The following is a 24,240-nucleotide window of genomic DNA, read 5'->3' on the forward strand; positions in this document are numbered from 1 at the left end:
CGCTTTTCCTGTAACGATTAATTTCGCGCATCAAAATAATTAGTTTGGTTAAATACCAGTTCCGGCGGGTTGAATCAATGCCAGGAGAGGTGAAACTTTGAAGCAGGCCACAAAAAAGCACCCAAAAGGGTGCTTTTTTACGCGTTTTTAACATGCTGGCATTACTGTTGCAGTTCTTTCTCTGTGAAGAGATCGGCAAACAGTGCAGTGCTCAGATAACGCTCACCCGATGACGGTAGGATAACCACAATATTCTTATTGGTAAAGGTTTCATCTTCCTGGAGCTTAAGCGCGGCAGCAACCGCTGCGCCGGAAGAGATCCCCGCCAGAATACCTTCTTCTTCCATCAGGCGACGTGCAGTAGAAATCGCTTCATCATTGGTGATGGCAACGACTTTATCGATAAGCTTCAGATCAAGGTTGCCAGGAATGAAGCCTGCGCCGATGCCCTGAATTTTATGCGGGCCTGGTTTAAGTTCTTCACCCGCCAGGGCCTGGGCGATAACAGGGGAGTCGGTAGGTTCAACCGCAACGGTGATCAGGTCGGTTTTACCTTTGGTGCCTTTAATGTAACGGGTCACGCCAGTCAACGTACCGCCGGTACCTACGCCGGAAATAAAGACATCAACCTGGCCATCGGTATCTTCCCAGATTTCCGGGCCGGTGGTTTTTTCATGGATTTCCGGGTTCGCCGGGTTACTGAACTGCTGCAGCAACAAGAATTTTTCCGGATCGCTGGCGACGATTTCTTCCGCTTTCTGGATTGCGCCCTTCATGCCTTTTGCGCCTTCGGTCAGTACCAGGTTCGCGCCCAGCGCTTTTAAGAGCTTGCGGCGCTCAATGCTCATGGTTTCCGGCATGGTCAGCGTCAGTTTGTAACCGCGAGCGGCGGCGACGTAAGCCAGTGCAATACCGGTGTTACCGCTGGTCGGTTCTACCAGCTCAACGCCCGGTTTCAGCACACCACGCTTTTCGGCATCCCAAATCATATTGGCACCGATACGGCATTTGACGCTGAAGCTCGGGTTGCGTGATTCCACCTTCGCCAGAATGCGTCCGTTACCGATACGGTTCAGTCGAACCAGCGGCGTATGACCGATAGTCAGCGAGTTATCTTCAAAAATCTTACTCATGGCCTGTCCTTAACTGTATGAAATTGGGATACCGCTTCAGCATACCTGTTGAGAAAGTATGGGGAAGTAAGGAATTCGCATATCTATATGCTGATGAGAAATAATGCGTAGCAGTATGGAATAAGAGCGGGCATAAGCCAGCCCGCTTTTACACATTTTTGCATTACTTCCATAACGCGTGCTTAGCACGATAGCAGTCTACCCACATCGCCGTGGCACCACAAACCGCGACCGGCATGATGAACAGGTTGAGCACCGGAATCATGGTGAACAGGCTGGTTAACGCGCCAAATTGCATATTGGTTACCTTGCGTGTGCGCAGCGCGACGCGCATCTCTTTAAAAGGCACCTTATGGTTATCAAACGGATAATCGCAGTACTGAATGGCCAGCATCCACGCGCTGAACAGGAACCACAGCACTGGGGCAACGGTCTGCCCAATGCCTGGAATAAAATAGAGGATCAGCAACACGAAGGCGCGCGGGAGATACCACGCCAGCTTTTGCCATTCGCGTTTCATAATGCGCGGAACGTCTTTCATGATGCCGAGAACGCCGGTGTCAGGCGGCGTGGCGCCCGTTAAGCGTGCTTCCAGCTGTTCCGCCAGCAGACCGTTAAACGGTGCGGCAATCCAGTTAGCAATAGTCGAGAACAGATAGCCGAATACCAACAGCACAGAGACAGTCACAATCGGCCACAGTAAATAGCTGAGCCACTGAAGCCAGTCAGGGACGTGGCTCATCAGCGCGGGGATCCAGCTATCGAGTTGTGTAAATAACCACCAGAATGCGCCGCCCATCAGCAGGATATTCACCAGTAAAGGCAGGATAACAAACCGACGAATACCCGGTTGAGTGATGAGCTTCCATCCCTGAGAAAAGTAATATAGGCCGCTGCGAGGTACAACTGCAGATGATGAAACCATGGTCAGGACATACTCCTTGTTATATAAGCTCTGGTAAACTTTGCGTATCTTACCGGGTTGTTGAGCGTTAAGCTGTTCGGAAATGTTCGAAAAAACAGCAAAAAGCACAATTTTGTTCATCTTTATGCTGTGAAAGCCAAGAGTACACTTGCACTTGGCGTAATCGACAAATACTCTTAGTGAGTAAATGTTTGCCGTGGTGGCAAGGTGTTAGAACAACAGAGAATATAATGATGCAGGATTTGCGTCTGATATTAATCATTGTTGGCGCGATCGCCATAATCGCTTTACTGGTACATGGTTTTTGGACTAGCCGTAAAGAGCGGTCTTCTATATTCCGCGATCGCCCACTGAAACGCATGAAGTCTAAACGTGAAGACGAGGATTCGTTCGACGACAACGTCGAGGAAGACGAAGGCGTGGGCGAAGTTCGCGTTCATCGTGTGAATCATGCTCCCGGTAATGCGCAGGAACATGGGGTTCCTCCTCAGTCGCCGCAACACCAGTACCAGCCGCCTTATGCGTCTGCTCAGCCGCGTCAATCCGCGCAGCAGCCTGCACAAGCGCCGGTACCGCCGCCGCATGTTCAGCAGCCGCCGCAGCCTGTACAACCGCAGCAGCCGGTGCAACATCAGCCTGTTCAGCAGCAACCTGCGCAACAGCCGATGCAGCATCAACCCGCTGCGCCGCAGGTTCAGCAACCCGTGCAGCAAGCCCCGCAACCTGCGCCGCAGACCTTCCAGCCAGCTGAGCCTGTCGTTGAACATCAACCGCAGCCTGAGCCAGTAGTAGAAGAAGCGCCTGTTGCTGAAAAACCGCAGCGTAAAGAAGCGGTCATCATTATGAACGTTGCTGCGCATCACGGTAGCGAGCTCAACGGTGAAGTGCTGCTCAACAGCATTCAGCAGGCCGGTTTCAAATTTGGTGATATGAATATTTTCCATCGCCATTTGAGCCCGGATGGCAGCGGTCCGTCGCTGTTTAGCCTTGCCAATATGGTTAACCCGGGAACGTTTGACCCAGAAATGACGGGCGACTTCAGCACTCCTGGCGTGACCATTTTTATGCAGGTTCCGTCCTACGGGGACGAGCTGCAAAACTTTAAGCTGATGCTGCAGTCCGCACAGCACATTGCCGATGAAGTGGGCGGTGTGGTGCTCGACGATCAACGTCGCATGATGACGCCGCAGAAACTGCGCGAGTATCAGGACCGCATCCGCGAAGTTAAAGAATCTCACGCCTGATTTTCCTCTGGCGTGACATCTCCTTGCTAAACCCCCGCCTGTCGGGGGTTTTTTATCATTGATGGTGCGATATGGAATCAATCGAACAACAACTGACAGAACTGCGAACCACGCTTCGCCATCATGAGTATCTCTACCATGTGATGGACGCGCCGGAAATTCCTGATGCGGAGTACGATCGCCTGCTGCGTGAACTGCGCGAGCTGGAAGCACAGCATCCGGACCTTATTACCCCCGACTCGCCAACCCAGCGCGTTGGCGCCGCTCCGTTAACGGCGTTTAGCCAGATTCGCCATGAAGTGCCAATGCTGTCGCTGGATAACGTATTTGATGAAGAGAGTTTTCTGGCCTTCAATAAGCGCGTTCAGGACAGGCTGAAGAGTACCGATAAACTGACCTGGTGCTGTGAGCTGAAGCTGGACGGGCTGGCGGTCAGTATCCTGTATGAAAACGGTGTGCTGGTTAGTGCCGCAACTCGTGGTGATGGCACCACGGGTGAGGACATTACTTCTAACGTGCGCACCATTCGCGCGATCCCGTTAAAACTGCGTGGCGATAACATTCCGACGCGTCTGGAAGTGCGCGGTGAAGTGTTCCTGCCGCAGGCCGGATTTGAAAAAATTAACGCAGAGGCCCGTCGCACGGGTAACAAAGTTTTTGCTAACCCGCGTAACGCGGCGGCCGGGTCATTGCGTCAGCTTGATCCGCGTATCACAGCGAAGCGACCGCTTACTTTCTTCTGCTATGGCGTGGGGGTACTGGAAGGCGGCGTGCTGCCTGATACTCACCTGGGCCGCCTGCTGCAATTTAAAGAGTGGGGATTGCCGGTAAGCGACAGAGTCATGCTTTGCGACTCTCCGGAGGAAGTACTCGCTTACTATCATAAAGTTGAAGAAGACCGACCAACGCTGGGATTTGATATCGACGGCGTGGTTGTCAAAGTCAACTCTATGGCGTTGCAGGAACAACTGGGCTTTGTTGCCCGCGCACCGCGTTGGGCGGTGGCCTTTAAGTTCCCGGCGCAGGAGCAGATGACCTTTGTGCGTGATGTTGAGTTTCAGGTCGGACGTACCGGGGCGATTACGCCCGTTGCCCGCCTTGAGCCGGTCCAGGTTGCCGGGGTGCTCGTCAGTAACGCAACGCTGCACAACGCTGACGAAATCGAGCGGTTAGGTTTGCGTATCGGCGATAAAGTCGTCATTCGCCGCGCGGGTGATGTTATCCCGCAGGTGGTGAACGTCGTGCTTTCCGAACGCCCGGAAGATACTCGCGAAATTGTGTTCCCAGAGCATTGTCCGGTTTGTCACTCTGACGTTGAACGTGTCGAAGGCGAAGCGGTCACTCGCTGCACCGGTGGTTTAATCTGTGGGGCTCAGCGGAAGGAGTCGCTGAAACACTTTGTTTCCCGCCGCGCGCTCGACGTTGACGGTATGGGCGACAAAATAATCGATCAACTGGTCGAAAAAGAGTATGTCCATACCCCAGCGGATCTCTTCACCCTGACCGCAGGTAAACTGACTGGTCTTGATCGTATGGGGCCGAAATCGGCACAAAACGTGGTGAATGCGTTGGAAAAAGCGAAGGCAACGACGTTTGCCCGTTTCCTCTACGCGCTGGGAATTCGCGAAGTCGGCGAAGCCACGGCGGCAGGTCTGGCGGCGCATTTCGGCACCCTCGAGGCGCTGGAAGCAGCCTCTATTGAAGAGCTGCAAAAAGTGCCGGATGTCGGCATTGTGGTAGCGACCCACGTATTTAATTTCTTTGCCGAAGAGAGCAACCGCGAGGTGATCGTGCAACTGCTGGCGCAGGGGATTAACTGGCCAGCGCCGGTGGTCATTAACGCTGAAGAAATCGACAGTCCCTTCGCGGGTAAAACAGTGGTGCTGACCGGGAGTCTGAGCCAGATGTCACGCGATGACGCCAAAGCGCGACTCACCGAGCTGGGCGCAAAAGTGGCTGGCAGCGTATCGAAGAAAACCGATCTGGTGATTGCCGGTGAAGCGGCGGGCTCGAAACTGGCGAAAGCGCAGGAGCTTGGGATTGCCGTGATCGATGAAGCTGAAATGATCCGCTTGCTGGGTGCCTGAGATGGAAAAAGAGCAGCTGGTTGAAATCGCCAATACCGTGATGCCCTTTGGCAAGTATAAAGGTCGTCGGCTGATTGATGTACCGGAAGAGTATCTGCTGTGGTTTGCCCGAAAGGATGAGTTCCCGCCGGGCAAGCTCGGCGAACTGATGCAAATCACGCTGCTGATTAAAACTGAGGGGCTGACGCAACTGGTGCAGCCCCTGAAACGCCCGCTTTAAGCCTTCGCGGCGCGGCTTTTCTGCTGCGCCTGTAATGCATCCGTCTGCTGCTTGTAGCGACGCGCCAGCACGGCGCACGCCATCAGCTGTATCTGGTGGAAGATCATCAACGGCAGCACCATCATCCCAATCACCGACGTCGGGAACAGAATATTTGCCATTGGGATCCCGTTCGCCAGGCTCTTTTTCGAACCGCAGAACACAATGGTGATTTCATCGGCTTTGTTGAAGCCGCATTTACGCGCAACAAAGACGTTTATACCAATCACGACGGCCAGCAGGATGATGCTGACCACCACGATAAACAGCAATGAACCCACCCCCACTTTATGCCAGATCCCGTTAACCACGGCTTCACTGAAGGCGGAGTACACCACCAGCAAAATAGAGGATTGATCCGTTTTCGCGATCCATTTTTTATGTCGTGCTACCCAGTTTCCAATCCACGGACGCGAAAGGTGACCTAGCACAAACGGCAGCAGCAGCTGCAGCATGATTTTTCCTACCTGCTCCAGACTGCCTTCTGCGCCGTGCATATTCATCACCAGCCCGACCAGAAGCGGCGAAAGAAAAATACCCAACAGGCTGGAGGCGGAAGCAGAACATACGGCGGCGGCAACGTTACCGCCTGCCAGCGACGTAAAGGCGATGGCTGACTGCACCGTGGCGGGCAAAATACACAGGTACAGGAAACCGGTGTAGAGCATTGGGTCAACGTTGACTGGCGCCCACCAGGCGAAAAGAACGCCCAGAACCGGGAAGACAACAAACGTGCTGCACATTACCCACAGATGCAAACGCCAGTGGCTACCACCAGCAATAATGGCCTCACGAGAGAGCTTCGCCCCGTGCATAAAAAACAGCAGGGCAATGGCGGCGGTGGTTAAGCCTTCAAAGAAAGGCACAAAGCCACCCTCGGCCGGGAAAAAGGACGCTAGCAAAACAACCGTAATCAGCGTTATCGTGAACGGATCAAGGATACGAAAAAGTTTCATAAAAGCTCCTGAAATTCGGTAGTAACATTTTGCGTTTTTCCGTTTGAGAAATAAAATTGATTTATTGCATCCATATATGAATCGAATAGATGAATTACTCTCTGCGTCAGCTGCGTATCTTTGTTACCGTCGCTCAGGCCAAAAGTTTTAGCCGGGCGGGGGATATCATTGGCTTAAGCCAGTCGGCGGTCAGCCATAGCGTTAAAGAGCTTGAAGCGCAGACGGGTGTGCGCCTGTTGGACAGAACGACGCGGGAAGTGGTGCTGACGGAAGCTGGCCATCAGCTGGCGGCGCGTCTGGAACGCATTCTGGACGAACTGCACAGCACCTTGCGTGAAGCAGGCCAGGTAGGGACGCAGTTAACCGGGACGGTCAGAGTGGCTGCCAGTCAGACTATCTCGGCGCACCTTATTCCCCAGTGTATTGCCCAGAGCAATCAGCTTTATCCGGCGATCGATTTTGTGCTGCACGACCGGCCACAGCAATGGGTACTGGAAAGTATTCGCCAGGGAGAAGTCGATTTTGGCATTGTGATTGATCCCGGCGCCGTGACTGATTTGCAGTGTGAAGCCGTGCTGTCCGAGCCTTTCTTGTTGCTGTGTCGGCAGGACCATCCTTTAGCCCAGCGGGAATGGGTAAACTGGCAGGATCTCTACCATGAGCGTCTGGTGCTACAGGATTATGCTTCCGGCAGTCGGCCGCTGATCGATGCGGCGCTGGCCCACTTTTCCATTGATGCCAATATTGTTCAGGAGATTGGTCACCCGGCCACGCTGTTCCCGATGGTTGAGGCGGGAATTGGTATTAGCGTACTCCCCGCGCTGGCGCTCCCTTTACCGCAGGGCAGTCATCTGCAGGTGAAGCGTCTGACGCCGGTGGTTGAACGGCAACTGATGCTGGCGCGACGTAAAAACCGTTCTTTATCGACCGCGGCTCAGGCGTTATGGGACGTGGTGCGGATGCAGGCCAGTGAATTAACCGCCGGTCGTGCTAGCGATCCTTTGTATCAGATATAAATATCGACCCGATGTGGGTCGGTAGCATTGTTGACGCCGCTAGCTTTTCTTTGATCGGCGCTTTGCTTTTGCTGTGACTCCTCGGCCTGCTGGCGCAACAATTGAGCCAGCTGTGCTTGTAACATCTTGATTTGAGTCTGAATAAGCTCCTGCTGCTCGCGCTTCTGCTCAACACTGCCACTGCTATTGGGGATATCTTTGAGCTGCTGGGTTAGCTTGGTTATCTTATGGGTGATTTGTGCAATCTGTGCGGAGATATCATTCCCGGCTGATGCTTTTCCACCGCCGCTACTGCTTTGAACAGTTGGGGTGGAAACGTTGATAGTTGTCATACGGATCCCTCGTGCCATAAAACATGAGTATCGGCATCAGCGAACAGAACTTCAGCAATAATACGGCCGAGTGGAGTTTAATCATAAAAATCCCAAACCTTAATGTATCTGTTTTCCTGTGCCATTTCTGGCTCGAAAATAATGTGATTTCAGGCTGATTTAGCGCACCTCATCGATACCGATTTACTATCGGTTGTCGGGATAAACGGTATTGGTAATCGATTGCGTAGTCTCGCTATAACTGTGCTGTACGCTACGTCATTTTCGATTACTCAGTGTTAAGGACATCTTATGAGCCACTCTCTTTTCTCGCAAAACCCATGGTACAGCGCCGATATTATTCGTGGTTACAAACCGGATTTCACGCCGCGTGTAGCGTTTATCCTTGGTTCTGGTCTGGGCGCGCTGGCGGATCAAATTGAGGATGCGGTGGCCATCTCTTACGAGAAACTACCGGGTTTCCCGGTGAGTACCGTACACGGTCATGCCGGTGAACTGGTGCTGGGAAATCTGTCAGGCGTACCGGTGGCCTGTATGAAAGGACGTGGACATTTCTATGAAGGGCGGGGCATGACGGTGATGACGGATGCCATTCGTACGCTGAAGCTGCTGGGCTGTGAGCTGCTGTTTTGCACGAATGCCGCAGGTTCTTTGCGTCCCGAAGTCGGGCCAGGTCGTCTCGTTGCGCTTAGCGATCACATCAATACGATGCCGGGTACGCCTATGGTAGGGCCAAACGATGAGCGTTTTGGTGAGCGATTCTTTTCACTGGCGAATGCCTATGATGCTGACTACCGCGCGGTCCTGCAAACCGTTGCCGCTGAGGAAGGGTTCCCACTGAGTGAAGGGGTTTTTGTCTCTTATCCGGGACCGAACTTTGAAACCGCGGCAGAAATCCGCATGATGCAAATTATCGGTGGTGATGTAGTGGGAATGTCGGTGGTGCCGGAAGTTATCTCTGCGCGCCACTGCGGTCTGAAAGTCGTTGCGGTGGCAGCCATCACTAATTTGGCGGAAGGTCTGGGTGATGTGAAATTATCTCACGCACAGACGCTGGCGGCAGCGGAACTGTCCCGGCAGAATTTCATCAATCTGATCTGCGGCTTCTTGCGCAAACTGGCCTGAATAATTAAAAAATGACCCCGCTTGCGGGGTCTTACTTTTTTGGCAAGGAACGGAAAAATGGGTATCGCATCTCGCTTAAAGCTCATGTCGTTTTTGCAATATTTCATCTGGGGAAGCTGGCTGGTAACCCTGGGTTCTTACATGATTAACACCCTGGATTTTACCGGTGCCAACGTCGGTATGGTTTACAGTTCGAAAGGGCTGGCGGCGATTATCATGCCGGGCATTATGGGTATCATTGCCGATAAATGGCTACGTGCCGAGCGCGCTTACATGCTCTGCCATCTGGTGTGTGCTGGCGTGTTGCTATACGCCACAACCGTTACCGATCCCCAGACAATGTTCTGGGTGATGTTGGTTAACGCGATGGCGTATATGCCGACAATAGCGTTATCGAACAGCGTTTCATACTCGTGCCTGGCGCAATCGGGTCAGGATCCGGTCATTGCGTTCCCGCCAATTCGTGTGTTCGGCACGATAGGTTTTATTGTGGCGATGTGGACGGTCAGCCTGATGGGATTGGAGTTGAGTAGCGCGCAGCTGTATATCGCGTCAGGTGCTTCATTGCTGCTGGCGTTATACGCTCTTACATTACCCAAAATTCCGGTTGCCGAGAAAAAAGAGTCCGCCACGCTTGCCAGCAAACTGGGGCTGGACGCCTTTGTCCTGTTTAAAAAACCGCAGATGGCAATCTTCTTTTTGTTTGCGATGATGCTGGGGGCGGTGCTGCAAATTACCAATGTCTTTGGTAATCCGTTCCTGCATGATTTTGCCCGTAACCCAGAATTCGCCGACAGTTTTGTGGTGAAGTACCCCTCCATTTTGCTTTCGGTTTCGCAAATGGCTGAGGTAGGCTTTATTCTCACAATCCCGTTCTTCCTCAAACGCTTTGGCATTAAGACGGTGATGCTGATGAGCATGCTGGCATGGACGCTGCGCTTTGGCTTTTTTGCCTTTGGCGATCCGTCACCGTTTGGTTTTGTGCTGCTGCTGATGTCGATGATTGTCTACGGCTGTGCGTTTGATTTCTTCAATATTTCAGGGTCGGTATTTGTTGAGCAGGAGGTTAGCTCAACTATTCGCGCCAGTGCGCAGGGGCTGTTTATGACGATGGTAAACGGCGTTGGCGCATGGGTGGGTTCAATCCTGAGCGGTATAGCGGTGGACTATTTTTCTGTTGATGGTGTTAAAGATTGGCAGACAATCTGGCTGGTCTTTGCCGCCTATGCGCTGGCCCTGGCAGTTATCTTTGCATTGTTCTTTAAATACAATCATGAGCCTGAACGACGGGTACAGAAATCACCGGCACATTAACGTCCCATTAGCGGCGGGTTCCGATACCCGTCGTTTCATTTTCTGCGAGCCAATATGGTAACTTTGCGCATTACCCTTATTTCAGGAGCGCATTATCCATGGAACGCACGCACCGCATCGATCTGAAGTTACTGCGTTATTTTCTTGCTGTTGCAGAAGAACTGCATTTTGGACGCGCTGCTGCTCGCCTGAATATGTCGCAACCGCCGATCAGTACCCATGTTAAAGAGCTGGAACAGCAGCTCGGGACTTTGCTATTTATCCGTCATTCCCGCAGCGTAGCGTTAACCCACGCTGGAAAGATATTGATGGAAGAGTCGCGCCGACTGTTATCCAGCGCCAATCAGGCGCTGGCGAGAGTGGAGCAGATTGGTCGCGGTGAGGCAGGGCGAATTGAACTCGGGGTCATCGGTACTGCGATGTGGGGAAAAATGCGCCCGGTAATGCGGCGTTTTCTGAAAGATAATCCCAACGTGGAGGTGCTTTTTCGCGAGAACATGCCCGCGATGCAGATGACGATGCTGGAACGCCGTGAACTGGATGCGGGAATTTGGCGGATGGCTACGGAGCTTTCCCCCGGGTTTACCAGTTTGCGTTTGCATGAGTCCTCTTTTCTGGTTGCCATGCCTGAAGAACATCCTCTTACCGCCAGTGAATTCGTTCCTCTGGAGGCGTTGAGAAATGAATATTTTGTCACGATGCCCTCCATTCATACCGACTGGGCATTTTTGCAGCGCGTATGCCTGAGCGCTGGATTTTCACCGATGATTATTCGTGAGGTGAGGGAGCCGCAAACGGTGCTGGCGATGATCAGCATGGGGATTGGTATTACGTTGATTGCTGACAGTTATGCGCAGATGAGCTGGCCGGGTGTGGTATTCCGACCGTTAGAGGAACGTATTCCGGCGGATTTGTATATTGTGTATGACCAACAGCAGGCGACGCCCGCGCTGGAGAAACTGGTGGCAGCATTGACGGTATGATATCTGTGCCGGATGGCGACTAACGTCTTATCCGGCCTACGCGTGCGGTATTGTCTGTAGGCCTGATAAGCGCAGCGCATCAGGCAAGGCCCGAACCTGCTGCAGGTTCGAATCTTATAAATCGCAGATAGCAAAAAGGCGCCTTTAGGGCGCCTTTTTACATTGGTGGGGCGTGCAGGATTCGAACCTGCGACCAATTGATTAAAAGTCAACTGCTCTACCAACTGAGCTAACGCCCCGAAGTGGTGGGTGATGACGGGATCGAACCGCCGACCCCCTCCTTGTAAGGGAGGTGCTCTCCCAGCTGAGCTAATCACCCCCGCTGTGTGGAGTCGCATTATAGGGAGAGTTGAAAATGAGTCAACGCATTTTCTAAAGAAATTGTTCGTTCGTCGTAAATTTAAACAAAACGATCGCAAAACAATCCATGCGGCATGATTTGTATACGAAAATGGCAAAGCGTGATGTTCCAACCCGATCAACATTGAGGAATCAGACCACAGTGATAGAATACGAGCCTGATAATCTTCCCTGGATTTGCCGGTTGTCGGCATCTTTATAAACGTAAGGCCATTTCATGAAAATCAAAACTCGCTTCGCGCCAAGCCCGACAGGTTACCTGCACGTCGGCGGTGCGCGTACTGCTCTTTATTCCTGGCTTTTTGCACGTAACCATGGCGGTGAGTTTGTGCTGCGTATTGAAGACACCGATCTCGAACGCTCCACGCCGGAAGCTATTGAAGCCATTATGGATGGCATGAACTGGCTGAATCTGGAATGGGATGAAGGCCCGTACTTCCAGACCAAACGTTTTGATCGCTACAACGCTGTGATTGATGAGATGCTGGAAGCAGGTACTGCATATAAATGCTACTGCTCCAAAGAGCGTCTGGACGCGCTGCGCGAAGAGCAAATGGCGAACGGTGAAAAACCGCGTTACGACGGCCGCTGCCGCCACGGCCACGAACATCACGCTGCTGATGAACCTTGCGTGGTGCGTTTTGCCAACCCGCAGGAAGGTTCCGTTATTTTTGACGACCAGATCCGTGGGCCGATCGAATTCAGCAACCAGGAGCTGGACGATCTGATCATCCGCCGTACCGACGGTTCTCCGACCTACAACTTCTGCGTTGTGGTTGACGACTGGGATATGGAAATCACTCACGTCATTCGTGGTGAAGACCATATCAACAATACTCCACGTCAGATCAACATCCTGAAAGCGCTGAATGCGCCGGTACCGGTTTACGCGCACGTGTCGATGATCAACGGCGACGATGGTAAAAAACTCTCCAAACGTCACGGTGCGGTCAGCGTTATGCAGTATCGCGACGACGGTTACCTGCCGGAAGCGCTGCTGAACTATCTGGTGCGTCTGGGCTGGTCCAGCGGCGATCAGGAAATCTTCACTCGTGAAGAGATGATCAAACTGTTCTCCCTTGGTGCAGTGAGCAAATCTGCCAGTGCGTTCAACACCGAAAAATTGCAGTGGTTGAACCATCACTACATTAATGCGCTGGCGCCGGAATATGTGGCAACGCATCTGCAATGGCACATTGAGCAGGAAAATATCGATACCCGCGTTGGTCCGCAGCTGTCAGAGCTGGTTAAACTGCTGGGCGAGCGTTGCAAAACGCTGAAAGAAATGGCGCAGAGCTGCCGCTATTTCTACGAAGACTTTGCTGAGTTCGATGCTGACGCGGCGAAGAAACACCTGCGTCCGGTAGCGCGTCAGCCGCTGGAAGTGGTTCGCGACAAGCTGGCTGCGATTAGCGAGTGGACGGCAGAAAACGTGCACCACGCGATTCAGGCAACCGCTGATGAGCTGGAAGTGGGTATGGGTAAAGTTGGGATGCCGCTGCGCGTAGCCGTTACCGGGGCAGGTCAGTCTCCGGGATTAGACGTCACGGTGCATGCGATTGGTAAATCCCGCAGCATTGAGCGTATTAATAAAGCGCTGGCATTTATTGCTGAGCGTGAAAGCCAGCAGTAAGACCGATAGACCGATGAAACAACGGCAGGAGTGCATCCTGCCGTTTTTTTTGCCTGTTATTCAGACTCATCAATATCCAACCGGGCAAGAAAATTACGAATACCTTCGCGCGAGATAAACTGCCACAACTTTTCTTGTTCCGTAGGGGACATGTTGTCCAAAGAGCTAATTATCTGGCGACAGGCGTGGCTGCGCACCACGGGGGTGTATTCTGCCAGCGATTCTTCAGCCTGATAAACCTCAGGGACTTTGCGAAAAGCCGGAATATTGAGCAGAAACGTGCGGACGCTGGAGTCGATATGAATCAGCCTTGCACGACCACCTTTAACGCCGGGAAATTTTTCGGTGGTCCAGTTTTGTTCCCTGATCCAACGATTGACGGTTTGTTTGGCAACCCCGAGACATTCCGCCAGTTCTTCGGTCGTCATTTTGCTGCGTAATTTTTTCATATTATTTGTTTTCGCGGATCCCTAAGCGTTGTAATAAACCCGTAATGCCTTCACGCAGGATCAGAGACGTAAACATTTTCTGTTCTGACGGCGTCATCTCTTTGGCGAGTCTAATCAGCAGTGCCTCAATAGAAGTATCGCCGGATAACGATAAGTTATCTGATAAACCTTCGGCTGAACGCTCAGCGCTGCGAATGTATTCACGAACTTGTTCGGTGACGTGAACCAGTCGGGCTTTACCGCCCTGTACGCCAGGTTTTGGTGATGTAGCCCAACCCTCCTTGCGCACCCATTTATTGATGGTCTGTCGGCTGTATCCGGTCAGATTAGCAAGTTCTTCTGGCGTCATCCGTTCCTTGAACATAACGATTCCCTGAATAGTCGTGGGGTTAATTAGTGGCTCATTTTATAGCACCATTTTAGTAGAAACCGTGACGCGTTTAACTACTGAATGCGAGTTGTTACGCAATGTTCTTCATTTGACTGCTTTTTCAGCGATTGAATTCTTTGAGTTAATTTTGCCGTTGACACACGCGAAGGGAATTCATATGATGCCGCCCGTCAACTCGACAAGCTTTACGTTGTGGGGCTATAGCTCAGCTGGGAGAGCGCTTGCATGGCATGCAAGAGGTCAGCGGTTCGATCCCGCTTAGCTCCACCAAATTTAATCCCAATAAATTTGGTACATACGTAAAAGCATCGTGGGGCTATAGCTCAGCTGGGAGAGCGCTTGCATGGCATGCAAGAGGTCAGCGGTTCGATCCCGCTTAGCTCCACCAAAATTGAAACCCTCGCTGAAAAGCGGGGGTTTTTTGTTTCTGTATCTTGCACAGTCTGTGCCTGTATCTCTTTGGATTGCTAAATAGCAGGCATAAAAAGGCCGGGGAATCCCCGGCCTTTTCACTACGACGTTGTCTTACGCTTACAGCACCAGTGCTGCGATAGATGCAGACAGTACGCTCACCAGCGTAGAGCCATACACCAGCTTCAGACCAAAGCGGGAAACCACGTTACCTTGCTCTTCATTCAGGCCTTTAATCGCACCGGCGATAATACCGATAGAAGAGAAGTTAGCGAAGGAGACCAGGAATACAGAGATGATGCCTTCTGCGCGCGGAGAGAGCGTGGAGGCGATTTTCTGCAGGTCCATCATCGCAACGAATTCGTTGGAAACCAGCTTAGTTGCCATGATACTGCCCACCTGCAGCGCTTCGCTGGACGGCACACCCATTACCCATGCAACCGGGTAGAAGATGTAACCCAGGATGCCCTGGAAGGAGATGCTGTAGCCAAACCAACCGGTCACGGTCGCGAACAGGGCGTTCAGGGCAGCGATCAGCGCGATGAAACCAATCAGCATCGCCGCAACGATAATTGCCACTTTGAAACCCGCCAGGATGTATTCACCCAGCATTTCGAAGAAGCTCTGGCCTTCGTGCAGGTTAGACATCTGGATATTTTCTTCGCTGGCATCAACGGTGTACGGGTTGATAAGCGACAGTACGATAAAGGTGCTGAACATGTTCAGAACCAGCGCCGCAACAACGTACTTCGGCTCCAGCATGGTCATGTACGCGCCGACGATAGACATGGAAACGGTCGACATCGCCGTTGCAGCCATGGTGTACATACGGTTGCGAGACATTTTGCCGAGAATATCTTTATAGGCGATAAAGTTCTCGGACTGACCCAGGATCAGCGAGCTGACGGCGTTGAAGGATTCCAGCTTGCCCATACCGTTCACTTTGGATAACAGGAAACCAATTGCGCGGATGACAACCGGCAGAACACGGATATGCTGCAAAATACCGATCAGCGCGGAAATGAAGACGATCGGGCAAAGCACTTTCAGGAAGAAGAATGCCAGGCCTTTATCGTTCATGCTGCCGAAGACAAAGTTTGTTCCTTCATTAGCGAATCCGAGAAGTTTCTCAAACATCTCGGAGAAGCCTCTCACGAAGCCCAGACCAACATCAGAGTTCAGGAAGAACCATGCCAGTAACACTTCAATAACAAGCAACTGAATAACATAACGAATGCGGATTTTTTTACGGTCACTGCTTACCAGCAGTGCGAGTACCGCAACCACGGCAAGGGCCAGGACAAAATGAAGAACACGGTCCATATTTGCTCCAAATATGAGGCAGGTTTAGTTTTCGTGCACATTCTATGTAACAACCATAAAGAAAACGAGATCAAACACACACTATAATAAGGACCTGTGACGAGATTCAAAATTAGTGATCGGTGATACACTTCTGTTATGTTTAGTATGGAAGTGAAAAGTTATGTCATTGTGCTAATCTCATAACAATAATTAAACATCTCACCGGTATTTCCAGAATCCTTATCGATCCATAGACAAACGCTATCAGAGGAATCAACTTCACCCATCAAAATGAATTTGATAATCATTCTCAACAGGCGTAGCTTGAAACATAGCAAAGGCTATGTTTCTGAGGCACTAAAATGACTAACGATCGCGTTGAGAGTAGCAGTGGACGGGCAGCGCGCAAGTTGAAGCTCGCATTAATGGGACCTGCGTTCATCGCGGCGATCGGCTATATCGATCCGGGTAACTTTGCCACCAATATCCAGGCGGGGGCCAGCTTTGGCTACAAACTGCTGTGGGTAGTGGTCTGGGCAAACCTGATGGCGATGCTGATCCAGGTGCTGTCGGCGAAACTGGGTATTGCCACGGGTAAAAACCTGGCGGAGCAAATTCGCGATCATTATCCTCGCCCGGTGGTGTGGTTCTACTGGGTGCAAGCCGAAATTATCGCCATGGCGACGGACCTTGCTGAATTTATAGGCGCCGCGATTGGCTTCAAGCTGATCCTCGGCGTTTCCTTATTACAAGGGGCCGTGCTCACCGGGATTGCGACGTTCTTAATTCTGATGCTGCAGCGTCGCGGGCAAAAGCCGCTGGAAAAAGTCATCGGCGGCCTGCTGCTGTTTGTGGCTGCGGCTTACATTGTGGAGCTGGTTTTTTCGCAACCGAACTTCGCGCAGCTTAGTAAGGGAATGGTGATCCCAAGCCTGCCTAATTCCGAGGCGGTGTTCCTGGCAGCCGGGGTGCTCGGCGCGACTATCATGCCGCACGTCATTTATCTGCACTCTTCCTTAACCCAACATCTGCACGGCGGAACGCGTCAACAGCGCTATGCGGCCACGAAATGGGATGTGGCTATCGCCATGACGATTGCCGGATTTGTCAATCTGGCGATGATGGCGACGGCTGCCGCGGCATTTCATTTTAGCGGGCATACCGGTATTGCCGATCTCGATCAGGCGTATCTGACCCTTGAACCGCTGTTGAGTCACGCTGCGGCGACGGTGTTTGGTTTAAGCCTGGTGGCTGCGGGGCTCTCTTCTACCGTGGTCGGTACGCTGGCGGGGCAGGTGGTGATGCAAGGATTTATCCGCTTTCACATTCCGCTATGGGTACGCCGCACCGTTACCATGATGCCATCATTTATTGTGATTTTGATGGGATTGGATCCGACCCGCATTCTGGTGATGAGCCAGGTATTGCTTAGTTTCGGTATTGCGCTGGCACTGGTGCCGCTGCTGATCTTCACCAGCAACAGTCAACTGATGGGCGATTTGGTAAATACCCGCTGGGTAAAACAACTGGGCTGGGTGATTGTTGTGTTGGTGGTGGCACTCAATATCTGGCTACTGGTGGGAACCGCGCTCGGTTTGTAGTAGGGTTTGCTTTTGCTTATGGTTACCCGGATGTACCGGGTAACCATGGCATTTATTTTTTATTCAGGTGGCTACGGTAGGTATCCAGTACCACTGCAACGATAATAACCGCTCCTGTGATAAAGCGTTTTGTGGGCTCGCTTGCCCCAACTTGCGCCAGCCCTGCAGCCAGAACGGAAATAATTAAGGCGCCAAGAAAAGTGCAGATAATTGAACCTCGTCCTCCCATCAAGCTTGTGCCACCAATCACGACAGCAGCAATAACCTGTAGCTCCATGCCAACACCACTATTCGGGTCAGCGGCCTCAAGACGTGCCACCTGAAACAGTGAAGCCAGACCGGATAATCCCCCCATAAGCGCAAATACAGCGATCTTATAAGGTCCGGGATTAATGCCTGATAATCGAACTGCTTCTTCATTGGTACCAATACCAATTAAATGGCGGCCAAATACGGTTCGGGTTAATACCAGATGCCCGACAATAATGACTACGATAGCAATAATAAAAGAAGGGGAGACGCCGAAGAAAATGGGGTCGGCCAGGTAGTCATAAATCGAACCGATATAAGCCGTTCGCGAATCAGTCAACTGGTATGCTGCTCCACGAGCCATTTCCAGCACCCCGAGAGAGACGATAAATGCCGGAATACGCCAGGCTACAGTAATCAAGCCTGTTAACGCCCCTACCAGTGTTGCGAGCGCTATACCAGAGAGGGCAGCTAGCCATGGCGACCACTGGAAATTTAAATAAGTAACGCTTACTACTGCGGCGGCAAGAGCCAGTAGCGACCCCACGGAAAGGTCGATACCGGCAATAATTAATATAAATGTCATCCCCACCGACATAACGATTAAGTCAGGGATTTGATTCGCAATAGTACTAAAAGTATTCATGCTCAGGAAATGCGTACTGAGGCATGAAAAGAGCACGATCATCGCTAATAATGCTCCGAGTAGCCCGATGTAGCTACTTAACCCTGTCCATGACGTCTGGGTGTTTCCCTTCTCTGCTGCCGTTTGTTTTGTCGCTAAGTTATTCTTCATTTTTTTATCCCCGGCTATTCGGTGGAAGTCTTTTCTACGTGCTGATATGCAGAAAATGCTGCTGCTAAAATTCGATCCTGGCTCCAGTCATCCCGCGAAAATGTGTTCACTAACTTTCCATCGGAAATTACCGCAATACGATCACAAACGAGCATCAGTTCGCGAAGGTCACTTGAAACGACAACCACGCCCTTCCCCTTTGCCGTCAGCGTATTCATTAATTGGTAAATATCTTGTTTTGCGCCGACATCGATACCGCGAGTGGGTTCATCAAATAATACAACGTCGCAATCTCGTTCCAGCCAACGGCTAATCAGCACTTTTTGCTGGTTGCCACCCGATAAACTCTCCACCGCCTGTAAAGTGTTGTTCGTACGGACACCTAAACTTTTAATGTGTTTGTTCGCTAACGTCGTTTCGCTTAAAGAGTTAACAACCGACAGATGACTTATTTTGTCGCTGTTGCCCAGCGAAATATTGGCTGCAACCGATTGAGGTAATAAAAGACCTTCACCTTTACGGTCTTCTGTGACTAAAGCAATACCGTGCCGTATGGCGTCTGCAGGAGAGCGAATCGCTATAGGTTTTAATGGATCGCCAGTCTGTAATGTACCGCTGTCAATTTTATCTGCGCCAAAAATAGCGCGCAGAAGTTCGGTTCGACCAGAGCCAACCAGACCGCTAATACCTAACACTTCACCACTGTGCAACGTAAACGAAGTATCCCGAATGATTTTCCCTCGCTTGAAATTTTCCACCTTCATTATGGGGCGGCCAGCCCGACGTCCACTTAAATCAAATGAACTTTCCAAATCACGTCCGACCATCAGGGAAACAATCTGATCGCTGGTAAAATGCTTGATCTCGTCTACGCAAACTAAATGGCCATCTCGCAGAACAGCAATATCATCTGCAATTATGGCTAACTCATCCAGCCGGTGAGAGATGTAAATTATTGAAACCCCGCGGGCTTTGAATAGCGCTATCTGTTTAAACAATAATTCAACTTCGCGGCTACTGAGCATGGCTGTCGGTTCATCCAGAATAAGCACCCGGCTTTCACCAATTAAGTTCCTAGCAATTTCAATCATTTGTTGATGGCCGATGCCTAATTCACCCACCAGAGTATTCGGGTCGATTGATTGTAGTCCGACCATTGCCATGACGGGGCGAGCCATTTGCTCTAACTTTTTACGATCAATCCAGCCAAATCGGTGAGGGAGTTGTTCGAGAAACAGATTCTCTGCCACCGACAGCGTAGGCAGTAAATTGAGTTCCTGCATAACCATGCGAATACCCAATTTTTCCGCATCTTTCCTGCTTGTTGGTGCGTAAGGTTGTCCCTGATAAATCATCTGTCCGGCGGTTGCGCTGGTGAGTCCCCCAATGATTTTGGATAAGGTACTTTTTCCAGCACCGTTTTCCCCCGTCAACGCTAATACTTTTCCTGGATATAATGCTAGCGTTACATCCACCAGGACAGGTTCACTATAGGTTTTACCTATTCCCTGTATTGCGAGGATCTCTTGTCCACTTTTCATATTCTGACCCTATCCGGTAAGCCGCTGTGATACCTGAGTCGTTGCAATATCACAGCGGCGTACTGTTATTAGCTTATTGTTTAACAATAAGTTTTATTGGCGTTTCAACGTTGCTGGACAACTCACTCTGCTTTTTGCCATTTTTTAGCGCGTCGAGTGCGGCATCAATGCCGAATACCGCCTGCTGGGACGCAAATTGATCGGCTGTTGCTAAGACGCGGCCATCATTCAGCATAGGTTTAATCGCTTCGATATTGTCATAGCCAACCACCATAACCTGTCCTTTTTTTCCGGCTGAACGAATCGCAGAAACGGCGCCTAATGCCATATTATCGTTATCTGCTAGCAACGCTTTGATATCGGGATATTCGCTTAACATTGCAGCGGCTACCGCATTAGCGTTGTTAATTTCCCATTGACCGGATTGAACGGAGACCACCTTCATTCCACCCTGCGCCATTGCATTCTGGAAACCCAGAGTTCGTTGCTGAGAATTGCTGGAGGTTGGAATACCTTCGATAATACCAACCTGGTCGCCCGGTTTGAGGTGTTTCGCTAAATAATCACCAATATCTTTAGCACCTTTTTGGTTATCTGGACCAACAAAAGGAATGTTTAATTTTTTATCTTTGAGTACGCCATCATCAAATTTATTATCAATGTTAATAACAATTATTCCTGCATCAATCGCTTTCTTAATTACCGGCAGGAGTGCTTTTGAATCTGATGGTGCAATAATGATAGCATCGGCTTTAGAGACGATCATTTGCTCTACAATCTGGATTTGATTTGCCGTATCCGTTTCGTTCTTGATTCCGTTAGAAATCAAGTCAAATTTGTCTGCATTTTTTTTCTGATAATCCTTTGCTCCTGTCTCCATTGTCAGGAAAAACTCGTTTGCTAGCGATTTCATGACCAGCGCGACTTTAGGTTTATGCGTCTGGGTATCAGCGGCAAAAGCAGGCGCGGCGAAGGCGGCGGAAAGCGTTAATCCGACAGTTGCACCGATAACATGATAAAACAATTTATTTTTCATCTAATTATCCTATAGGTGTAGGGGGGGATGATGCTCTAAATAGTTACTGCATTCGGTGATAAACGAGCGAGTTACTGGGCATGTTTGATGCACCTTTACGTTCAACTTTCAACGAGGCAAACGCAGAAGCATACTGCGCTGCATGGATGAGTCCTTTGCCATTTGCAATACATGCAGCCAGTGCTCCGGTAAAGGCATCACCTGCTCCACTGGTATCGACGACAGCTGATTTATAGGCAGGTATATGGGTAAAAACTTTGCCATCAAAGATCAGACAACCTTCGCTACCTAACGTGATAATGACGCATTTTGCGCCTTGAACATGAATGTTTTTGGCAGCATTTTTTGCCGAATAAATATCGACAATGGTGATGCCAGACAGTGCTTCAGCTTCAATTTTATTTGGGGTAATAATATCTATTAGATGTAATATTTCTTTTATTTCTGAAACATACGGCGCTGGGTTTAACACAACGAGAGATTTTCCAATTTTTGCCTGCATTACAGCATAACGGGTTATAGGGAAATTGTTTTCTAATTGAGTTAAAAATACCTTGCAATTGCGAATGGTATCAATATCCAACAAAATATCCTCTTGGGTAAATGTTTCATTGGCCCCAAGATCGATGCTGATCATGTTGTCTCCGGTGGCACCAGAAACCCATACGATAGCAATCCCAGTTGATGACATTTCATTTTCAAAAAAAGAAAATGATGAGATTTCAGTGTTTGTTAAATATCGCTTAGCTTTTTTGGAAAACTCATCGGCACCTAACTTTACCGTTAAGTGAACATTGTTATTGATTTTTGCCGCAGCGACGGCCTGATTTGTACCTTTTCCCCCGGCATAAAAATGGGTTGCCGATGCGCGTATTGTTTGCCCTACCTGGGGTAGTGTTGTTGTTTCAGAGACAATATCAACGTTAAACGAACCGAGGATGTAAATGCTTTCATCAATATAGTTGTTTTGTGTAGAACGGGTTGCCGCAGGCGCAATATCTTTGTCGCTTTTAAATCCATTCAATATCGTTTTTGTAAACGATTGTTCAAATAAGGATTCATCATCAGGTGTGTTTTTTAATTGTGCGCCACCATGAAATAATGAGAATAGAGTATTTTGGCATAACTCGTTTAGATCATTACGAATAGTTCGAGTTGTTACCGATAATTCCTTTGCTAATTCGCTAACATAAACTTTTTTATCCGTTACCAGCTTAACGCGAATGGCTTTATGTCGTTCTTGTTTTTTCATTAGCGCCCCCCCCCAACTTTTATAGTATTAAATTTATGTTAATATTTATGGCGTAAAGCTCAAAAAAAGCACCATAAATCGGAATTTTTTTTTCCGATTTTGCGAATTAGTGAAATGATGAGGAAAGTTGAGAAAATCTGGGCGGCTTTGCTGCGAGTGAGCGAAAACTGGCTTTTGGGTAAGAATGACGCAAAAGGGTCCCTGTAAAGACATGGACCCTTTTTTAAACCTGCCAACAAAGTCTGGGATTGCTCCCTTGTAGGAAGGGGATTACATACTGGCTTTTTGTTACATTAATGATGATGCTTGTGGCCGCGCCCACGACCGCGGTGGTCATCGCGATCGTTCCAGCCTTCACGATAACCGCGCTCATAAGCTTTGCGTTTGTCCCAGCCACGATGGTAGCCGTTGTCATGACGCCACCAGCGATTTTTGCGCCACTCATAGTTATGGTGCCAGTAATCCCGGTCGCGCCAGCGGCCGCCATCCCAGTAGTTACCGTAATTATCGCGATCGCCAATTTGTAATTTTATGGATGGCAGCAGGGTGATTTCGCCGGCGTTCGCGGCCAGCGGTGTAAACGCCAATAAGACTGCCGCCAGAATCAGTGACCTGAACATGTTTTCTCTCCTTCACGATCGAGCCGTAGCCGGCCTGTTAAGGTAATATTACGGGGCAGTAAAGCCCCGTTTCATCGCCACAACTCTTAAATCGCAAGTGAGAGCACTTTTTGTTAATAAATGTGTCTTTATTTCAATCAACTCAGGATGGCATCAATCTCCGCGCACTCTGCAGGCGTAAAGTGACGGTTTGCCAGCATCCCAACGGCATCTTCAATTTGCGCCGGTTTACTGGCGCCAATCAGCACCGACGTGACGTTGTCATCCCGGAGCACCCACGCGAGCGCCATTTGAGAAAGCTTTTGTCCGCGTCGCTCTGCCAGCGCGTTCAGCGCCCGCACCTTTTCCAGTTTTTGTGGGGTTAACTGGTCTGGGTTCAGAAAACGGCTGGTGCTTGCCGCGCGAGAATCCGCAGGAATACCGTTCAGATAGCGGTCGGTTAACTGCCCGCCAGCCAGTGGTGAAAAGGCGATACTGCCGACGCCTTTTTCTTTTAATAGCGACAGCAATCCCTCTTCGACCCAACGTTCAAACATAGAATATTTGGGCTGGTGGATGAGGCAGGGCGTACCTAAATCGTCAAGTATTTCAATCGCTTGCTTTGCAAGATCGGCCGGATAGTTAGACAGCCCGACGTACAGCGCTTTGCCCTGACGGACGATATGATCCAACGCGCGCATGGTTTCTCTGAGCGGTGTTTCAGGGGCGGGGCGATGGTGGTAGAAGATATCGACATACTCCAGCCCCAGACGCTTCAGGCTTTGGTCGAGGCTGGCAATCAGGTATTTGCGTGAGCCCCAGTCCCCGTAAGGGCCTTCCCACATGGTGTAACCCGCTTTGGTGGAGATAATAAGCTCATCCCGCCACGGTAAAAAATCTTCCTGCAGGATGCGACCAAAATTCCGTTCCGCTGAACCTGGCGGCGGACCATAGTTATTCGCCAGATCAAAATGGCTGATCCCCAAATCGAACGCGCGCTGTAACAACGCCCGACTGTTCTCGACCTGCGTGGTATCACCAAAATTGTGCCACAAGCCCAGAGAGACAATCGGCAGTTTAAGACCGCTCTGACCGCAACGGCGATACTCCATTGTTTGATAACGATTTTCATCAGCCTGATAAGCCATGTAGCCTCCTGTCGGATAACGTGTATCTCTGAGTGTATACGTTTACACAAAATGGGTAACAATGAAATTTTCGGGTGAAAACTGTACATCTTGCT

General features: G+C 50.4%; 23 protein-coding genes and 4 tRNA genes. 12 read left to right on the forward strand and 15 right to left on the reverse strand.

What is annotated here, in order from left to right:
* Positions 1-161: 161 nt before the first annotated feature.
* Together cysK and cysZ are read right to left on the reverse strand one after the other, a co-directional pair.
* Entirely contained in the window at positions 162-1,133 is a 972-nt protein-coding gene (gene cysK / locus OGV80_RS21205) for a cysteine synthase A (protein WP_003038091.1), read from the reverse strand.
* Between the two features lie 163 nt (positions 1,134-1,296).
* Positions 1,297-2,058 (reverse strand): sulfate transporter CysZ, encoded by a 762-nt coding sequence (cysZ, locus tag OGV80_RS21210; protein ID WP_087052468.1) that lies wholly within the window; start codon positions 2,056-2,058, stop codon positions 1,297-1,299.
* Positions 2,059-2,288: 230 nt separating this feature from the next.
* Between cysZ and zipA the strand changes: the two genes are divergently transcribed.
* The 3 genes from zipA (at position 2,289) to OGV80_RS21225 (ending at position 5,609) form a co-directional block, all read left to right on the forward strand.
* Positions 2,289-3,302, forward strand: coding sequence for a cell division protein ZipA (zipA, locus tag OGV80_RS21215; protein ID WP_043017124.1), 1,014 nt, complete (start codon positions 2,289-2,291; stop codon positions 3,300-3,302).
* A gap of 71 nt (positions 3,303-3,373) precedes the next feature.
* Positions 3,374-5,389 carry an NAD-dependent DNA ligase LigA gene (gene ligA, locus OGV80_RS21220; RefSeq protein ID WP_047409663.1) on the forward strand — a complete coding sequence of 672 codons (2,016 nt, stop codon included), beginning with the start codon at positions 3,374-3,376 and terminating at the stop codon, positions 5,387-5,389.
* Position 5,390: 1 nt separating this feature from the next.
* Positions 5,391-5,609 carry a DUF3820 family protein gene (locus OGV80_RS21225; protein ID WP_003038102.1) on the forward strand — a complete coding sequence of 73 codons (219 nt, stop codon included), beginning with the start codon at positions 5,391-5,393 and terminating at the stop codon, positions 5,607-5,609.
* On the opposite strand, the gene OGV80_RS21230 is transcribed toward OGV80_RS21225, so the two are convergent.
* Complete coding sequence (locus tag OGV80_RS21230) at positions 5,606-6,604, reverse strand: bile acid:sodium symporter family protein (protein WP_047409665.1); 999 nt, start codon at positions 6,602-6,604, stop codon at positions 5,606-5,608. The genes OGV80_RS21225 and OGV80_RS21230 overlap by 4 nt on opposite strands.
* 89 nt (positions 6,605-6,693) lie before the next feature.
* Between OGV80_RS21230 and OGV80_RS21235 the strand changes: the two genes are divergently transcribed.
* Positions 6,694-7,620, forward strand: coding sequence for a LysR family transcriptional regulator (locus OGV80_RS21235; RefSeq protein WP_043017121.1), 927 nt, complete (start codon positions 6,694-6,696; stop codon positions 7,618-7,620).
* Here the strand turns inward: OGV80_RS21235 and OGV80_RS21240 are convergent.
* Positions 7,611-7,952, reverse strand: a complete 342-nt coding sequence (locus tag OGV80_RS21240) for a FlxA-like family protein (RefSeq protein WP_087050899.1) — start codon at positions 7,950-7,952, stop codon at positions 7,611-7,613. The genes OGV80_RS21235 and OGV80_RS21240 overlap by 10 nt on opposite strands.
* A gap of 291 nt (positions 7,953-8,243) precedes the next feature.
* Here OGV80_RS21240 and xapA point away from each other — a divergent pair, with 291 nt between their 5' ends.
* The 3 genes from xapA (at position 8,244) to OGV80_RS21255 (ending at position 11,374) form a co-directional block, all read left to right on the forward strand.
* Positions 8,244-9,077, forward strand: coding sequence for a xanthosine phosphorylase (gene xapA / locus OGV80_RS21245; protein ID WP_087052469.1), 834 nt, complete (start codon positions 8,244-8,246; stop codon positions 9,075-9,077).
* Positions 9,078-9,134: 57 nt separating this feature from the next.
* Positions 9,135-10,391, forward strand: a complete 1,257-nt coding sequence (locus OGV80_RS21250) for a nucleoside permease (RefSeq protein WP_043017118.1) — start codon at positions 9,135-9,137, stop codon at positions 10,389-10,391.
* 98 nt (positions 10,392-10,489) lie between these two features.
* Positions 10,490-11,374 carry a LysR family transcriptional regulator gene (locus OGV80_RS21255; protein WP_286515717.1) on the forward strand — a complete coding sequence of 295 codons (885 nt, stop codon included), beginning with the start codon at positions 10,490-10,492 and terminating at the stop codon, positions 11,372-11,374.
* 163 nt (positions 11,375-11,537) lie between these two features.
* On the opposite strand, the gene OGV80_RS21260 is transcribed toward OGV80_RS21255, so the two are convergent.
* A tRNA-Lys gene (locus OGV80_RS21260) sits at positions 11,538-11,613 on the reverse strand.
* Between the two features lie 4 nt (positions 11,614-11,617).
* Positions 11,618-11,693, reverse strand: a tRNA-Val gene (locus OGV80_RS21265).
* A gap of 258 nt (positions 11,694-11,951) precedes the next feature.
* Here OGV80_RS21265 and gltX point away from each other — a divergent pair.
* Positions 11,952-13,367, forward strand: coding sequence for a glutamate--tRNA ligase (gltX, locus tag OGV80_RS21270; protein ID WP_043017116.1), 1,416 nt, complete (start codon positions 11,952-11,954; stop codon positions 13,365-13,367).
* A gap of 56 nt (positions 13,368-13,423) precedes the next feature.
* On the opposite strand, the gene OGV80_RS21275 is transcribed toward gltX, so the two are convergent.
* Together OGV80_RS21275 and OGV80_RS21280 are read right to left on the reverse strand one after the other, a co-directional pair.
* On the reverse strand, positions 13,424-13,816 hold the full coding sequence (locus OGV80_RS21275) for a MerR family transcriptional regulator (protein WP_043017115.1): 393 nt from the start codon (positions 13,814-13,816) through the stop codon (positions 13,424-13,426).
* A 1-nt stretch (position 13,817) separates the two neighbouring features.
* Complete coding sequence (locus tag OGV80_RS21280; protein WP_006683575.1) at positions 13,818-14,180, reverse strand: YfeC-like transcriptional regulator; 363 nt, start codon at positions 14,178-14,180, stop codon at positions 13,818-13,820.
* A 221-nt stretch (positions 14,181-14,401) separates the two neighbouring features.
* Here OGV80_RS21280 and OGV80_RS21285 point away from each other — a divergent pair.
* A tRNA-Ala gene (locus tag OGV80_RS21285) sits at positions 14,402-14,477 on the forward strand.
* Between the two features lie 42 nt (positions 14,478-14,519).
* A tRNA-Ala gene (locus OGV80_RS21290) sits at positions 14,520-14,595 on the forward strand.
* Between the two features lie 143 nt (positions 14,596-14,738).
* Here the strand turns inward: OGV80_RS21290 and nupC are convergent.
* Complete coding sequence (gene nupC / locus OGV80_RS21295) at positions 14,739-15,941, reverse strand: nucleoside permease NupC (protein ID WP_042306965.1); 1,203 nt, start codon at positions 15,939-15,941, stop codon at positions 14,739-14,741.
* Positions 15,942-16,214: 273 nt separating this feature from the next.
* Here nupC and OGV80_RS24540 point away from each other — a divergent pair, with 273 nt between their 5' ends.
* Positions 16,215-16,289, forward strand: coding sequence for a hypothetical protein (locus tag OGV80_RS24540; RefSeq protein WP_418219455.1), 75 nt, complete (start codon positions 16,215-16,217; stop codon positions 16,287-16,289).
* Positions 16,286-17,524: an Nramp family divalent metal transporter gene (locus tag OGV80_RS21300; RefSeq protein WP_043017113.1), complete on the forward strand. Its 1,239-nt coding sequence runs from the start codon at positions 16,286-16,288 to the stop codon at positions 17,522-17,524. The genes OGV80_RS24540 and OGV80_RS21300 overlap by 4 nt, the downstream gene beginning before the upstream one ends.
* 52 nt (positions 17,525-17,576) lie before the next feature.
* Here OGV80_RS21300 and OGV80_RS21305 read toward each other — a convergent pair whose 3' ends face one another.
* The 6 genes from OGV80_RS21305 to mgrA all read right to left on the reverse strand — a co-directional run bounded on the left by OGV80_RS21305 (position 17,577) and on the right by mgrA (position 24,145).
* Positions 17,577-18,569, reverse strand: a complete 993-nt coding sequence (locus OGV80_RS21305) for an ABC transporter permease (RefSeq protein WP_043017112.1) — start codon at positions 18,567-18,569, stop codon at positions 17,577-17,579.
* A gap of 14 nt (positions 18,570-18,583) precedes the next feature.
* Complete coding sequence (locus OGV80_RS21310; RefSeq protein WP_220771504.1) at positions 18,584-20,110, reverse strand: sugar ABC transporter ATP-binding protein; 1,527 nt, start codon at positions 20,108-20,110, stop codon at positions 18,584-18,586.
* 73 nt (positions 20,111-20,183) lie between these two features.
* The gene (locus OGV80_RS21315; protein WP_043017111.1) at positions 20,184-21,146 is read right to left on the reverse strand and encodes a sugar ABC transporter substrate-binding protein; all 963 of its coding nucleotides are present in this window, start codon (positions 21,144-21,146) and stop codon (positions 20,184-20,186) included.
* 43 nt (positions 21,147-21,189) lie between these two features.
* Positions 21,190-22,398 (reverse strand): PfkB family carbohydrate kinase, encoded by a 1,209-nt coding sequence (locus tag OGV80_RS21320; protein ID WP_043017110.1) that lies wholly within the window; start codon positions 22,396-22,398, stop codon positions 21,190-21,192.
* A gap of 293 nt (positions 22,399-22,691) precedes the next feature.
* On the reverse strand, positions 22,692-23,018 hold the full coding sequence (gene ypeC, locus OGV80_RS21325) for a DUF2502 domain-containing protein YpeC (RefSeq protein ID WP_003834889.1): 327 nt from the start codon (positions 23,016-23,018) through the stop codon (positions 22,692-22,694).
* Positions 23,019-23,155: 137 nt separating this feature from the next.
* Entirely contained in the window at positions 23,156-24,145 is a 990-nt protein-coding gene (mgrA, locus tag OGV80_RS21330; RefSeq protein ID WP_286515720.1) for an L-glyceraldehyde 3-phosphate reductase, read from the reverse strand.
* Between the last annotated feature and the right edge of the window lie 95 nt (positions 24,146-24,240).

This window comes from Citrobacter sp. Ce119 (assembly GCF_030334525.1).
Lineage (GTDB): Bacteria > Pseudomonadota > Gammaproteobacteria > Enterobacterales > Enterobacteriaceae > Citrobacter > Citrobacter europaeus.